Below are 15,078 nucleotides of genomic sequence, written 5' to 3' on the forward strand. Positions count from 1 at the left end.
TACGGACCGCCCGCCTCACGTCACGTACCAGGGGAGTTCTTCCATGTACGACTACGACCTGCTGGTCGTGGGGTCGGCCAACGCCGACCTGGTGATCGACGTCGAGCGCAGGCCGGCGGCCGGGGAGACGGTGCTCGGTTCCGACCTGGCCGTGCACCCCGGCGGCAAGGGGGCGAACCAGGCCGTCGCGGCCGCGCGCCTCGGGGCCCGTACCGCCCTGCTGGCCCGGGTCGGCGACGACGCCCACGGACGGCTGCTGCTCGACGCGCAGCGGGCGGCCGGGGTCGACACGGCGGGCGTGCTGACGGGCGGGGCGCCGACGGGCGTCGCGCTGATCACCGTCGACCCCTCGGGTGACAACAGCATCGTGGTGTCGCCGGGCGCGAACGGCCGGCTGACCCCGGCGGACGTCCGTGCCGCGAGCGATCTCCTGCACGCCTCGCGGGTGGTGTCGGCGCAGCTGGAGATCCCGCTGGAGACGGTCGTGGCGGTCGCGGCGAGCCTCGGACCGGACAGCCGGTTCGTGCTCAACCCCTCCCCGCCGCGCCCGCTGCCCGTCGTGCTGCTCGCGGCCTGCGACCCGCTGATCGTCAACGAGCACGAGGCGAAGGTGATCCTCGGCGAGGCCGGCGGGACGGCCTCCGCTCCCGAGGACTGGGCGCGGCTCCTGCTCGCGAAGGGGCCGCGGTCGGTCGTCGTCACGCTGGGCGCGCAGGGTGCGCTGGTGGCGTCGGCGGACGGCGGCGTGCGGCGCGTCGCCCCCGTGAAGGTGGACGCCGTGGACACGACGGGCGCGGGCGACGCGTTCACCGCGGCGCTGGCCTGGCGGCTGGGCCGGGGCGCCTCGCTCGAGGAGGCGGCGGCGTACGCGGCCCGGGTGGGAGCGGTGTCCGTGACCCGGAAGGGCGCGCAGGAGTCGTTCCCGACCGCCGAGGAGGTCGACGCCCTGTGAAGAAGGCGGGGATACTCAACCGTCATCTCGCCGGCGCGCTCGCCGAGTTGGGACACGGCGACGGGGTGCTGGTGTGCGACGCGGGCATGCCGATACCGGACGGGCCGCGCGTGGTCGACCTCGCCTTCCGGGCGGGCGTGCCGTCGTTCGAGGAGGTCGTCGACGGACTGCTCGCCGAGCTGGTGGTGGAGGGGGCCACGGCGGCGGACGAGGTCCGGGAGGCCAACCCTTCGGCCGCCGGACTCCTCGCGGGCCGCTTCCCCTCCCTGACCTACGTCTCGCACGAGCGGCTGAAGGAACTGTCGGCGGGAGCACGGCTGGTGGTCCGCACGGGCGAGGCACGGCCTTACGCGAACGTGCTGTTGAGGTGCGGGGTGTTCTTCTGAGGCGTGCGCCGGGGCGGCGGCTCGCGCCGGGGGGCCCGCACTCGACGACGCCGGAACGGTGCCGGAGCGGGTGGGACGCGGCCCCGGAGCAGCGCCGGAGCAGCCCGCCGGAGCGGTGCCGGTGTCGTCCGCCGGAGCGATGCGGAAGCGGTGCGGAAGCGGTGCAGGTGTCGTCCCGGATATGTCCGGATCAGGTCACATCGGGATCTACGACGTTGCGTCCGCAACGTGTTGTGCGACAGCATGCTCGAACAGGTATGTGATGTGTGCGTGACGCACGGGGGTGACACGTGAAGTTCGACATGGGATCCACGACCCTCTCGGATCTGGGCAAGAGCACGGTCGGTTCGAGCACCGACCTGGGCACGCTGATCCGTGGTCTCATCCAGGCGGCCGAGCCGCTGGAGGGCAAGTTCAACGGCTCCGGAAAGGTCGCCTTCGACTCGTTCAAGAGTCGTGCTGACGAAATCACCGCCGCGCTCAACGAATCGCTCGGCGGGATCCTCGAGGGCCAGAGCGGCATGGACACCGCGTTCGCCGGCGGCGACACCGAGCAGCACGACAACGCCAACAAGAACATGGGCGCGGCCAACTTCGACGCGGCCCGCTTCGGCGCGCGCTAGGCCTCGGTCCAGGGCGCAGGCAGACAACCACAGGGGGTTTGTGACGATGGGTCAGAATCTGGACCGCCGCTCGTACGACACCGGCGCCTCGGGCGAGGTGCAGGGTGGGCTGCAGGGAATCGTCGGCCAGCTGGAGCGGGTGCTGGCCGACCGCGACAAGGCCGTGAAGGCCGCCATGGCCGACTTCCAGGCCGACGGGGTGTCCGAGGAGTACCACGGCAAGGAACTCCGCTGGAACCGGGCGGCCAACGAGGTGCGCAGCATCATCCAGCTGGTGCGCACCACGCTGGAGGACAACGACGGGACGGCCCAGTCGACGATGGCGAAGGCACGGGCGGCGGTCGACAACATCGGCTGACGCGCGGCGTCGACGGGGCGACGGCACACGGGAGTCACGGGTGTCACGGGAGTACGGGGAATCCACATGACGGGGTGGGACATCTCGCCGTCGGGCGTGCGACACGTCCTCACGGAGACGGCGAAGGCGGCCGAGGGCCTCTCGAACACCGGGAAGGCGCTGCAGGAGACCATGCCCAGCGCAGCCGGGTCCGCCGGCACGATCCAGCAGGGCGGCGTCGAGAAGAGCGGGGTCCAGGGACCGGTCGGCGGGGCGCTGGCCGAGTTCTTCACGGCCTACCAGGAGAAGCTGGCGTATGTCGCGGTGCGCACGTCGAACTCGCTCAACGGGGCGGCCACCGCGACCAACGCCTACGTCAAGGGCGACCTGGACATGGCGGCGCAGGCCCAGGCGAACGCGCTGAAGGAGCCGAAGATCGACCTGCCGGGCACGGGCGGGCAGCAGGGGGGCAAGTGAGCGCGGACCTCATCGACCCGCAGAACATTCCGCAGTTCACCGGTGACCTGGAACAACTGGGCACGGACTCGATGCTCCTGACCGCGGAGGCCCTCACCTTCCGCCAGTCGGGGTCGGACGTGCACACCCGCTTCCAGGGGCTGTCGGCCTGCTACTCGGCCCCGGAGGCCGACCAGTTGTTCGCCACGACCGCGCCGGTGGCCGCCAAGGCGGACGAGTTCGCCGACGACCTGGAGAAGGTGGCGGCCGCCCTCAGCTCGTACGAGACCGAGGTCCAGCCGCTCGTGGCCAGGCTGAAGAGCCTCAAGCAGCGTGCGGAGACCTTCCGGCACGACATCGCGGGCGACGACCACTGGCGTGAGGACGACGACAACGTCCAGCTCAACAACGACCTGGTGCACGACGTCACGGCCGCCACGACCGCGTTCTGGCAGGCGGAGATCACCTGCCACAACAAGATCACCGCGCTGGTGGGCGGGACGACGCTGATCCTCGAGGACGGCGCGCAGAAGCGGTTGCTGAAACGCGGCACCAGCACGTACGGCTTCACCGCCGACCTGCTGAACCAGTCCGAGGAACTGCCCTGGGGCAAGACCGTGGAGAAGGAACGGCACGGTCTGGACTGGCTGGGCCACCAGGTGCTCGACTTCGGCAAGGGCTTCTTCGTCGACGGCGTATGGGGCACGATCCAGGGCCTCGGCACCTTCGTCGGCGTCGACGGATGGGACGCTGCGGGCGAGGCCTGGACGGGACTCGGCAAGCTCGCGACGGGCCTGGCCATCACCATGACCCCGATCGCCGGCAGCCTGTACTGGACGATGCCCGAGGACAAGCTGCCCGGGTATCTGCGCGAGACCCGCGACACGGTCAAGGAGGCGGGCAAGGCGCTGGTGGCGTGGGACGAGTGGGGCAAGAACCCCGCCCGGGCCGGCGGCGCGGTCACCTTCAACGTCCTGACCACGATCTTCACCGGCGGCGCCGGTACGGCGGCGAAGGGCGGGGCGGTGGCCCGCACGCTCGCCGTGCTCGGCAAGACCGGGCGGCTGGTCGACCCGATGACGTACCTCGGCAAGGCCGCGAAGTTCGGCACGGTCAAGGTCGCCGACGTGTTCGCCGGCCTGCGGGGCGTCCACGCGGGCGCCTACGACGACCTGCTCTCCGGAGCGGGACGTGTCCAGCCGGACGGCAGCGTGCTGCGGATCGCCGACGAGCTCCCGGTGATCCACGACAACGTCGTGCAGTGGCCGGACGGAACCCGCCTGAACCTGGACGACGGCTCGGTCGTCCGCCCGGACGGGACGGCGGCCCCGGCAAAGGTCGAACTGTCCTCGGCAGACCGGGACTTGCTGCGGCAGACGCTGCCGCACGACGAGGGGGCGCTGGTCGGGGCGGGCGACAGGGCGGGCGCACATGTCGCCGGAGACACGGCGGGTCATGTCGGCGGCGACGCGACGCCTCGGGGCGGCGGGCACACGACACCGACGGCGCACGCCACCGACCACGCGGGTGGCGGCCGGGGCACCGACACGGCGCCTGCGCGCGACACCGGCGGACACGCGACGGGAGGCGACCACGGTCACACGGGCGGCGGCGCGGACGGCGGACACGTTCCCGCCCAGCACGGCGGGACCGGCGGCGGCCACGGAGGCGGTCACGGCGGGAACGGATCGCCGTCCGGCGGTCACAACCCGCTGGAGCACGAGCGCGAGATCATGCGCCGGCAGGTCGAGCGGGCCAACAACGACCCCCAGTGGTTCAAGGACCACTACCGCGAGAACGGCTACCGCCTGTCGACCAAGGCCAAGGGGGGTTACGGCCAAGTCGTACCCCAGCTCGTACGCAATCCGTTCGCGCCGCCCGAGTGGATCGCGGCCAGCGACATGCCACCGGCGATCAAAGAGCACTACGTGCACAAGGATCCCGTGGTGGGCAACCGCTCGGACCTCTCCCCCGAGGCCCTGCACCACCTCGACGACCAGGCGGCGAAGCGGCACGCGGCCGTCACGGCCGACAACGCCGCCGAAGGCCGGCTCAAGGCTGCCGAGGAGGCGTACACCGCGCATCGCACGGACGTGACGGCCGCCGCCAGGGACCACGCCAACGCGGCCCACAAGCCGCTCCACGCCGACGCGAACCGGCAGGGCGAACTGCTCGGCGAGGACGCCGCCGAGCACCACGCCATACCCGAGCACTACGAGGGCGCGGTGCGCCTGGACGACGGGGCGTTCGGCAACAACCGGTTCGACCAGGTGTACCGGGCCCAGGACGGCCGGTACGTCGTCGTCGAGGCCAAGGGTTCCACGAAGGCCGACCTCGGCGTGCGCAAGGGGCACAGCGGGCGATTGGTGACCCAGGGGACGCGGGAGTACTTCGAGACCATCCTTGACGAGATGAAGAACAGAGCCAACAGAAACGAAAAGAAGGGTCTGTTCGCAGAGGCCGCTGCCGAGCGCGCTCTGAGGAACGACCTCAAGGAAGCTCTTAAGACCGGCAAAGTGGACTATGTCCTGGTCAAGGCAGATTTCAACGGGCCCACATACGCTGGGTACCAGATGAAGCAGTTCGACCTCACGAAATGAGAAGCGGTCCGTGCCCACGAAGATCTCTCGACCTCCGACGGAAATCGGCCACCCCGAACCTGCCAGGTTCCGGGCAGAGCTCAACGAGCGCCTGAGCAAGGAACTCGAGGAGTTGTCGGAGTGGCCGCAGGGCTTCGGCATGGCCTTCAGGAGCGCCTTGAGCACGGCCAAGCTCCAGTGTTCCCTGGACCCCACCGCCGAGATGCTCGAGACCTGGGAGGCATGGGTCATGGCCATGCAGGTCGGGTCGGCTCTGTTCGCCTCGGCGACCGCTCCCGAGGGTTCCACCGTCGAGTGCATGATCGCTCATGAGGTCCGGACGATCCCCGCCGTGGGGCCCACCCACTTCACGGACGCCGGGACCTGGCTGGACGCCTTCTGGCTGGCCGTGGTGTGCCGGGACCAGGCGCGGATGACGGCGTTGTGCCAGGTGCCGATCGAGACGCTGCGGGCCTCCGGGGCCGTGTTCGAGGAGTACATCTACCACTGGGTGGACGCCCTCCAGACGTACTGGCTGGAACGGCCGGGCCTCGGGGACAAGCTGGTCGCCGCGTTCGACGGAACCGACCCGGACCGGCTGCGGATCGTGGACCGGGAGCTGATGCTCAAGGTCCTGTTCCCGCCGCTCAACCTCTTCCACCGGTTCGTCGCCCAGGACCCGGTCAAGTTCAACGAGGCACTCGTCCGCGCGCTCGAACTGCACAAGGAGTACTGGACCGCCGACCCGGAACGCGAGGAGTCCGGCGACGGTGACGTGCCTCTCGCCATCCTCGCGATCACCTGCCTCGCGTACGACGCCGGCCGCCCGATCGACGTCGAGTCCGAGTACCTTCCCGAGCACTTGCTCAAGCGCAGTTGGCTCGGCGAGTTCCCGACGTGAGGGACGTGAGGCAGGTGAACCGGTTTGACCGCTCAGGAATATGACAGTCAGCTTCTCGAGTCCGTTGCCGTGCGGCGGCGGCGGTTGCGGGACGCCTTGTTGTTCGGGGCTCAGCGGCAGCGGCGGGCCGTGGACGAGCGGGTGGGGAAGGTGGTCGCCGGGATGGTGGTCGCGGCCGTGTTGTGCGCGGGGTGCGTGGGGTGGTCGTTCGTGTCGCACCGGGTGATCGGGCAGGGCACGAGCCCTTACTCCCCCGGCGTCTCCACACCCTCCGGCAGTCCTGCCGGCCGGTGATAGGTTCGCGAACGTGATGTCTACGGGGGCCTTGAATCGTAGGGCGGCCGGCGGGCCGGCAGTGCTGAGTCGCGTCACCCTCGTCGGTGAGCGGCGCCGCGTCGACCTCGTGCTGCCGGCGCAGGAGCCGGTCGGGGTGCTGCTGCCCGAGATCATGCGGTTGCTGGACGACCGGGCGGAAGGCCGGCCCGCCGCGCGTCACCTCGTCACGGTGGACGGCTCCGCACTCGATCACGACAGCACACTGGAGACGGCGGGCATCCGCGACGGCGCCGTCCTGCGTCTCGTCCGCGCGGAGGACGCTCCGCCCGCCCCCGTCGTGCACGACGTCAGCGACGAGGTGGCGGAAGGTCTCGGCCACCGGTCGGGGCAGTGGGGGCCTGTCGCGCTGCGGATCACCGCGGGGGTCGCGTGCGTGGGCTGGGCGGTCGTCGCCGCCCTGTTCGCACGTGCGCAGTACGACCGTTCCGTCGTCGCCGGTGCGCTGCTCGCCTCCGCCGGTGCGGCCGCGGTCGCCGGTGCGGTCCTGGGGCGTCTGCGCAGGCAGGCGCCGGCGGTCACCCTGCTGTGCTCCGGTGGCGCGCTCGGTGGGCTGGGCGCGTGGAGCCTCGTCGACGTACTCGGCGGGGATTCCCCGGGCGCGCTGCGGCTGGCCGGGGTGGCCGCCGTGGGCGCGCTGGTCCTCGTCCTGCTCGGGCTGTTCACGCCGCTGGGGCGGGGCGGTGTCGTGGGCGCCGCCGCCGTGGCCCTGACCGCCGTCGGCTGGGAGACCGCCGTCGTCGTGCAGTCCGGCGCCGGGACGGCGGAGCAGCAGGCCCGTGTCGGGGCCGTCGTCGGCGTCGTCTGCGTGGTGGTGCTCGGAGTGCTGCCGCGGCTGGCTCTGATGGCGTCCGGCCTCTCGGGGCTGGACGACCGGCGGGCGGGCGGGGTGTCCGTCAGCCGCTACCAGGTGTCCGCCGCTCTGGCCGCCGCCCACCGCGGGCTGGTGCTCGCCACGATCACCGTGGCCGCGTCGGCCACGGCGGCCGCCGTGCTGGCGGTGCGGTCTCCCTCCGGGTGGACGGTGTCGCTCGCCGCGGTCGTCGCGCTGGTGCTGGCTCTGCGGGCCCGGGCGTTTCCGCTGGTCGCCGAGGTGGTCGTGCTGCTGGCCGCGGCAGCCGGCGTCGCCGTACGGTTGCTGACGGTATGGGCGGAGCGGTCCTCGCCCGCTGCCCCGCTGGTCGTGCTCGTCGTGCTGGCGGTCCTGCCGCTGGCCGTGCTCGCCGTGCAGCCGGCCGAGCATGTGCGGGTGCGGTTGCGGCGGTTCGGCGACCTGCTCGAGTCGGTGGGGGTCATCACCCTTCTTCCGCTGCTCGTCGGCGTGTTCGGTGTGTACGGGCGACTGCTCGACACCTTCGCTTAGGAGGCGCGGCGGCATGACGCAGGGGGAACAGCGGCGGGAGCAGCCGCCGTCGCACGGCGGTGGCCGGGACGACGGTGGCCCGCACGGTGGCGGCCGTGGCGGTGACGGCGGCGACTGGCAGCGCGACGTGCTGCGGGAGCTGGGCGGCGGGCGGGAGGCGGCCTCCGGGCGGCCCGGAGAACCGGCCCTCCGACTCGTGCACCCCGCGCCCCCGCAGCCCGGACCCCCGCAGCCCGCAACCACCGGGACGGCAGCGGCCCCCCGGTCCGCAGCGGACGCGGTCGGCGACGCCGATGGTGGCAGTGGCGGTCGCGGTGGCGGTGGCCTGTCCGACCCTCAGGTATCCGGCGGCCCTCACATATCCGGCCCTCACATATCCGGCGCTCACATATCCGCGCCGCGCGAATCCGTGCCGCACATATCCGGGCCGGTGCCCCCGGCCCGCGTGTCCGATGTCGCGGCCCCCGGTTCCCCGGCCGCCGGCGCGCCGGACCCCGAGCGGCCCGCCTCGCCCGCCCCTTCCGCCCCGCCTGCCCCGCCTGCCTCGCCCGTCGCGCCTGGCCCGGATCCCCGGCTTCCGGCGTCCCCCGCTCCCGAGTCGTCCCCCACCCTCGATCCGCGGCTCCTCATCGCCCTGGGACGGCCCCTGCACGGTGACCCCATGACCCGGCGCACGGGGCGGGCGTTGCGCAAACTCACCTCGTCCGTCGCGCGCGACGTCGCCGAACAGACCCGGATCGCCCGCGAGTTGCAGCAGCCCGTCACGACGGGCCGGGTGGTGGCCGTCACCTCCATCCGCGGCGGCGTCGGCAAGTCCACCGTCTCCGCGTTGCTCGGACGCACCCTCAACCACTACCGGCACGACCTGGTGCTGACGATGGAGGCGGACGCCGCGCTGGGCACCCTGCCGGTGCGCATGGGCGCGGAGGCGGTGCGCTGGACGTGCGCCGACCTCGCGCCGATCCTCACCCCGTCGATGCGGCTGACGGACGTGACCGGCTATCTGGTGCCGGTGTCGGACGGCGGCTGGCTGCTGCCCGCGAGCCGGGGCCAGGTCGGCGCACCGCTCGACATGACGACGTACCGCAAGGTGACGCTGGCGTTGCGCCGCTACTTCGCCGTGACGGTCGTCGACTGCGAGTCGCTCCCCGGCGAGGTGGCCCGTACGGCCATGGACACCGCGCACGCCCGGGTCGTGGTCGCGCCGATGACGGCGGAGGGCGTCGGCGCGACCCGTCAGGTGCTGGACTGGCTGGCGCGGCTGCCGCACTCGGCGCTGGCCGGCACGGTCGTCGCGCTGGTCTGCGGCGCCCCCGACACCGTCCTCGACGACAAGGCGGCCGCCGGTCATCTCCGGGAGACGGGCGTCACCGTCGTCACCGTGCCGTACGACCGTCATCTGGCGGGCGGCGGGCCCATCCGCACCGACCTGCTGGCGCAGACCACGCAGCACGCCGTTCTTCGGCTGGCCGCCGAGGTGATGGGGCGCGCGGTGAGGGTGCGATGAGCACCCGGCCGTCACGAAGTCGCCCGCGTCCGCCCCGCCCCTCGTCCGTCACGACCCGCTCCGGAGAACTCCGCCCGTGACCCTGCGCATCGTCCACCGGCCCGCCCGGAGCACCCGTCCGCTCGAATCCGTCCGGCCCCGCACGGTCGAGGCGCCGCCCAACCTTCCCGAGGGGAAAATCGGCAACGCGGCGACCGCGCTGCTGCCGATGGCCGGCGTCATGGGTTCCGTGGTCATGATGACCGTGATCCGCAACAGCCGGTTCGCGGCGCTGGGCGCGGTCGTCCTGGTCTTCGCGCTGCTCGGGGCGGTGGCCCTGTTCCTGTCCCAGCGCGGCAAGGCGCAGCGCACCCGGCGCAGCCAGCGCGAGCGCTACCTGGAGTACCTGGAGGAGTTGCGGGAGGAGATGGGGGCCGCCGAGCGCCGGCTGCGGGATGCGGAGCGTGAGCTGAACCCGTCGCCGGACGCCCTGTACGACCTGGTGCGGGATCCGGCCCGGCTGTGGGAGCGGCGCCGCAAGGACGCCGACTTCCTGCGGGTGCGGGTCGGCCTCGGTGACGTGCCGGTCCAGGAGCCGGTCGTGCAGCAGAGCGGCGCCGGCGGGGTGATGACGCCGCCGGACCCGTTCATGCTCAACGAGGCGCGCGCCCTGCAACGCAGGTTCGCGACGGCCGCCGACGTGCCGTTGCCGGTGCCGCTGGACCGTGCCGGGAACGTCAGCGTCGTCGGCGACCGGGAGGGCGTTCTGCGGGTGGCCCGGGCGCTGCTCGTGCAGACGGCCGTGACGCACGCGCCGGACGACGTGGCGCTCGCGCTGGCCGTCCCCCGCGAGCGCTCGGCCGAGTGGGAGTGGGCCAAGTGGCTGCCCCATGTGCTGGATCCGCGGGCGCACGACGGTCCGGTGGCCGCACGCCGTATCGCGCCCGATCCCAGGCAGCTGGCCGAACGGCTCCGCCACGATCTGGGCCGGCGGTCCGCGTACGCGGCGGAGGTGCGGCGCGGTCTGGCCGATCGGGACGCGCTGCGGCTGGCCGACCGGCTGCTGGTGGTCGTGGACGGCTACGGCGAGCCCGCCGGCGAGCTTCCGCGCCCGGACTCGGCGGTCGGGCTGTCCGACATGGGCGTCACGGTGGTGCACCTCCTCCAGGAGCAGATCCACGAACCGGACGAGGTCAGCATCCGTGTCTCGGTCCACGGCGACCGGGTGGTCGTCGACGATCTGCGCGGCTTCGCCGCCGAGGGCGTCATCGACCCGGTCACCGTCGCGGGCGCCGAGGGCATCGCCCGGCTGCTGGCCCCGCTGCGGCTGTCACCGGAGTCCGCCGCCGAGGGCGCTCCCGTCACCGGACCGGTCGACTTCCCCGCGCTCCTGGGCATCGCCGACCCGGCCGAACCGGATGTCCCCACGCTGTGGAAGCCGCGCGGCGAACGCGATTTCCTGCGCGTCCCGATCGGGCTGACGGAGCGTCACGAGCCCGTTCTGCTCGACCTGAAGGAGGCCTCCCAGCTCGGCATGGGACCTCACGGACTGTGCGTGGGCGCGACCGGTTCCGGCAAGAGCGAGCTGCTGCGCACCCTCGTCCTCGCCCTGGCCGCCACGCACTCCCCGGAGGACCTCGCCCTCGTCCTGGTCGACTACAAGGGCGGCGCCACCTTCGCCCCCTTCGCCGAACTGCCCCACGTCGCAGGGATGATCACCAACCTGGAGAACCAGGCCGGGCTCGTCGAACGGGTCCACACCAGCCTCGCCGGCGAGGTCAGGCGCCGCCAGCAGGTTCTCAAGGACGCCGGGAACGTCGCCGACATCGGCCACTACGCCGTGCTGCGCGCAACCCGCAGGCCGGACCTCGAACCGCTCCCGCACCTGTTCGTCGTCATCGACGAGTTCGGTGAACTCCTCACCGCCAAACCGGACTTCATCGACCTGTTCCTGTCCATCGGCCGCATCGGCCGCTCCATCGGCGTGCATCTGCTGCTGTCCAGTCAGCGCATCGAGGGCGGCAAGCTCAAGGGCCTGGACACCTATCTGTCGTACCGGCTGGGCCTGCGGACCTTCTCCGCCGACGAGTCCCGCACGGTCCTCGACACCACCGACGCCTTCCATCTGCCGCCCCTGCCGGGATTCGGCTATCTGAAGGTCGACACGTCCACCTACGAACGGTTCAAGGCCGGATACGTCTCCGGGGCGCACCGCGGGCCCGTGGTGCGCGACCGGCACGACGACGAACCGCTGGTTCTGCCCTACCCGACGTACGACAGCGCGCAGCGGGCCGAGGAGCGGCAGGAGGACTCGGCCGCCACCCGCCGGGAGACCGGCCCGACCGTGTTGTCCCTGATGGTCGGCCGGCTCGCCGGGGCCGCGCCCGCCGTGCGCCGCATCTGGCTGCCGCCGCTGCCGGACGCCGTCACCCTGGACGCGGCCGCCGGCCCGGTCCGGGTCTCCGAACGCGGACTGCACCTGGCGCGCGCCACGGGCGGCATGCGGGCGCCGCTCGGCGTGCTCGACGACCCGGCCAGGCAGTGGCAGGGCCAGTGGGTGCTGGACCTGACCACGGCCGGCGGGCACGTGGCCATCATCGGCGGCCCCCAGTCCGGCAAGACCACGCTCCTGCGGACCCTCGTGCTGTCCCTGGCGGCCACCCACACCCCTCGCGACGTCGCCGTGTACGGCCTGGACCTGGTCGGCGGCGGCCTCGCGGCGCTGGCCGCCCTGCCGCACGTCGGCGGCATCGCCGGACGGGCCGACCGCGAGCGCGCGGCCCGCACGGTCGCCGAGGTGCGGACCATGCTCGCCGAGCGCGAGACGGTGTTCCGCGAGCACGGCATCGACTCCGTCGACCAGCTCCGCCGGCTCCGCGCCGAGGGCCGGCTGCCGCAGCTCGGCTCCACCGACGTGGTCCTCGTCGTCGACGGCTTCGGTGCGCTGCGCGACGAATTCGCCGACCTCGACGAGCCCGTCGCCGACCTGTTGAAGCGCGGCGGCGGCTACGGGATCCACGTGGTGGCGGGCATGCTGCGCTGGAACGACGTCCGCATCGCCACCCAGTCGATGTTCGGCACGCGCGTCGAGCTGCGGCTGAACGACCCGGCCGACTCCTCCGTCGATCGCAAGCTCTCCGAGACCCTCTCGCCGGACGTGCCCGGCCGGGTGCTCACCGACGGCAGACTGTTCGCGCAGGTCGCCCTGCCACGCCTCGACGGCTCGCCCACGACCGGCGATCTGGGCCCGGCCCTGGACGAGGCGGCGCGGACCGTCCACGCCACCTGGCACGGCGCACCCGCCGCCCCGGTGCGGGTGCTGCCCGCCCGGCTGCCGGCGACCCGGCTTCCCTCGCCGGCCGCCGAACCGCGGCGGACACCCCTCGGTCTCGACCAGGACGCCCTGGCCCCCGTGCTGCTCGACCTCTTCGGCGGCGACCAGCATCTGCTGGTCCTCGGCGACAACGAATGCGGCAAGACGAATCTTCTGAAGCTGATCGTCGCCGGCCTCGTCGAGCGGTACTCCGACGAGGAGCTGGTCTTCGGCGTCTTCGATCCCCGCCGCGGGCTGCGCGGCATCGTCCCCGAGCCGTACCGGGGCGGCTACGCCCACAACGCCGCGCTCGCCGGCGCCCTCTCCACCGGCATCGCCGCCGAACTCGAGAAGCGGCTCCCGGAGACCGCCGACCCCGACGCGCCCGAGACCGGCGAACCCTCCTTCCGTGGCCCGCGGATCGTCATCCTCGTCGACGACTACGACATCCTCACCACCGCCGGACAGCAGCCCCTCGCGCCCTTCGTGCCGTATGTCTCCAGCGCCCAGGACATCGGCCTGCACTTCGTCCTCGCGCGCCGCGCCGCCGGAGCCTCCCGTGCCCTGTACGAACCGCTCCTGACCACCCTGCGCGAGACGGGCGCCACCGCCCTGGTCATGACCGGCGACCGCACGGAGGGGCAGCTCTTCCCCGGCCTGTACGCCTCCCAGCAGCCGCCCGGCCGCGGCACCCTGGTCCGCCGCGGCCGACGCCACCAGCTCGTCCAGACCGCGCTGGCCGGAGCCGGGGAGGCAGGGGACCCCGGGGAGCCAGGGGCAGCCGGGGCAGCCGGAAAGGGGGAGTCGTGACCAAGGACGTCATCGCCCTGACCCCCGGAATGCCGGACACCTGGGCCCTGCTCGCCGGCCTGTACGCGGGCGGGGCCGGGACGCACGTGACCGCCGGGTCCGAGGGCGCCGTGCTGCGGCTGTGCGCCCCGGACGGCAGACCGCTCGTGTCGGTGGAGGCCCCGCTGCTCGTCCAGGTCCCCGGGGAGGCCGAACGGCTGCTCGGGCGGAACGTGCCCGTGCCGTTCTGGTGGACCGAGGCGCGGGCCTCCGGCGCCGTGCCAGAGGCCGAGCGGCTCGCGGGATCGGTGTGCGGGCGGCTCGCCCTGCTGCTGGGCGGCAGCACCTGGCCCGAGACGGCCGCGAGCACCGACGTCGTGGACGTGGACGCGGCGGTCGCACCGGACGACGGGCAGCCGGTCGTGGACGTCCTCACCGGGAGCACGGCCGTGGTCCTGGCCGACCGGCCCGTCCTCGCCCTGACCACCTGGCTCTCCGAGGTGCTGCGCGACACCGCGGAGTCGGGCCGCGCCCTGCAGATCGTCACCCCGCCGCACGTGCGGCTCAGCGCCCCGGCCCGCGCCACCCTCCTGCAGCCGCCCAACCGGTGGGTCGTCCAGGACCCGGACCAGGGGTACTACGACGGGCTGTCCGGGGCGGTGCTGCGCTGGCAGGGCGGGACGTTCGCACCGGCGCTCGGAGCCGACGGCACGGCCTCGGTCGCCGAGGCGTTCGGCCGGACGTCGCCGAGCGCGGAACGGCAGCTGCTCGTGGCGTTCCGCACGATGCTCCCCGCGCAGGAGGACGTCGTCCTGGGCGACGGCGTGGAGACCGCCTGGCGCGCCCTCACCGGCTCGCCGCCGGCCGGCTGGGGCACGGCGGAACCCGTCAACCTGCCGTGGTCCGCGCACAGGTTGACCGGCCTGGCACGCGACCGGGCCCCTGATCCCACTCACCTGATCGTGGCCGGGCACCCGGATCGGCCCGCGCTGGGGTGGATCCGGGTCACCCGGACGACCGCGGGCGTCGAGCAGGACGTCACGCTGACCCTCGGGTACGGGGACGGCGAGGCGCCACCGCTGGACGCGATCACGCCCCTCGCCGAGACCCTCGTCGAGGGACACGGCCTGACGACCATGCTGGTCTCGGTCCGCCGGGGCCCCCGCGACCTCACCACGGCGCCCGTGCTGCAGGGGCCGCCCCTGCCGGTGGCCTTCACCCTGGGCGCGCGGGACGTCCGGGACATCGGCCTCACCCATGCCCGCCGCCCGCCCGTCGCGGCGCGCCCCGTCGCCCTGGGCCCCGCCGCCGCCCCGGCCCTGCACTACCCGCTGGGAGACGGGACGGACCCCGGCGCCCTCACCGAACTCCAGCACCTGGCCGCGCATCTGCGGGCCGGAATGCCGGGTGCGGAGCGAGAGGCCTGAGGGCCGCTCCCGCTCCCGCCCCCGCTCCCGCCGGATCGCCGACGAACAGCGGAGCGAACGAAACAGGCCATCGGCACATGCCAGGCGCATCAAACACCTCCCCGGCGCATTGCATCACTTGTAATGAACCCCG

The 15,078-nt window shown here is 73.1% G+C and carries 12 protein-coding genes; all 12 read left to right on the forward strand.

Annotated elements, in window-relative coordinates; all coding sequences use genetic code 11:
• The first annotated feature begins 43 nt into the window (after positions 1 to 43).
• The gene (locus BG482_RS23375) at positions 44 to 952 is read left to right on the forward strand and encodes a ribokinase (RefSeq protein ID WP_069771060.1); all 909 of its coding nucleotides are present in this window, start codon (positions 44 to 46) and stop codon (positions 950 to 952) included.
• Positions 949 to 1,338, forward strand: coding sequence for a D-ribose pyranase (gene rbsD, locus BG482_RS23380; RefSeq protein WP_069771061.1), 390 nt, complete (start codon positions 949 to 951; stop codon positions 1,336 to 1,338). The genes BG482_RS23375 and rbsD overlap by 4 nt, the downstream gene beginning before the upstream one ends.
• Positions 1,339 to 1,628: 290 nt before the next feature.
• On the forward strand, positions 1,629 to 1,961 hold the full coding sequence (locus tag BG482_RS23385) for a hypothetical protein (protein ID WP_069771062.1): 333 nt from the start codon (positions 1,629 to 1,631) through the stop codon (positions 1,959 to 1,961).
• A gap of 46 nt (positions 1,962 to 2,007) precedes the next feature.
• On the forward strand, positions 2,008 to 2,319 hold the full coding sequence (locus tag BG482_RS23390; protein ID WP_069771063.1) for a pore-forming ESAT-6 family protein: 312 nt from the start codon (positions 2,008 to 2,010) through the stop codon (positions 2,317 to 2,319).
• A 66-nt stretch (positions 2,320 to 2,385) separates the two neighbouring features.
• Positions 2,386 to 2,775: a DUF6507 family protein gene (locus BG482_RS23395; protein ID WP_069771064.1), complete on the forward strand. Its 390-nt coding sequence runs from the start codon at positions 2,386 to 2,388 to the stop codon at positions 2,773 to 2,775.
• On the forward strand, positions 2,772 to 5,354 hold the full coding sequence (locus BG482_RS23400; protein WP_069771065.1) for a hypothetical protein: 2,583 nt from the start codon (positions 2,772 to 2,774) through the stop codon (positions 5,352 to 5,354). Before BG482_RS23395 ends, BG482_RS23400 begins: the two co-directional genes overlap by 4 nt.
• Positions 5,355 to 5,364: 10 nt before the next feature.
• Positions 5,365 to 6,234, forward strand: coding sequence for an immunity 49 family protein (locus BG482_RS23405; protein WP_069771066.1), 870 nt, complete (start codon positions 5,365 to 5,367; stop codon positions 6,232 to 6,234).
• Between the two features lie 24 nt (positions 6,235 to 6,258).
• A complete protein-coding gene (locus BG482_RS45375; protein WP_069771067.1) occupies positions 6,259 to 6,528 on the forward strand; it encodes a hypothetical protein in 270 nt (89 codons plus the stop codon).
• Positions 6,529 to 6,544: 16 nt separating this feature from the next.
• Positions 6,545 to 7,930, forward strand: a complete 1,386-nt coding sequence (gene eccD, locus BG482_RS23415; protein ID WP_069771068.1) for a type VII secretion integral membrane protein EccD — start codon at positions 6,545 to 6,547, stop codon at positions 7,928 to 7,930.
• Between the two features lie 661 nt (positions 7,931 to 8,591).
• Positions 8,592 to 9,437, forward strand: coding sequence for a type VII secretion protein (locus BG482_RS23420; protein ID WP_256096461.1), 846 nt, complete (start codon positions 8,592 to 8,594; stop codon positions 9,435 to 9,437).
• A gap of 76 nt (positions 9,438 to 9,513) precedes the next feature.
• Complete coding sequence (eccCa, locus tag BG482_RS23425) at positions 9,514 to 13,539, forward strand: type VII secretion protein EccCa (RefSeq protein WP_069771069.1); 4,026 nt, start codon at positions 9,514 to 9,516, stop codon at positions 13,537 to 13,539.
• Positions 13,536 to 14,945, forward strand: coding sequence for a DUF6177 family protein (locus tag BG482_RS23430; protein WP_069771070.1), 1,410 nt, complete (start codon positions 13,536 to 13,538; stop codon positions 14,943 to 14,945). The genes eccCa and BG482_RS23430 overlap by 4 nt, the downstream gene beginning before the upstream one ends.
• Positions 14,946 to 15,078 lie beyond the last annotated feature (133 nt).

The organism is Streptomyces sp. LUP30 (assembly GCF_001746365.1).
In the GTDB taxonomy this organism is placed as follows: Bacteria; Actinomycetota; Actinomycetes; order Streptomycetales; family Streptomycetaceae; genus Streptomyces.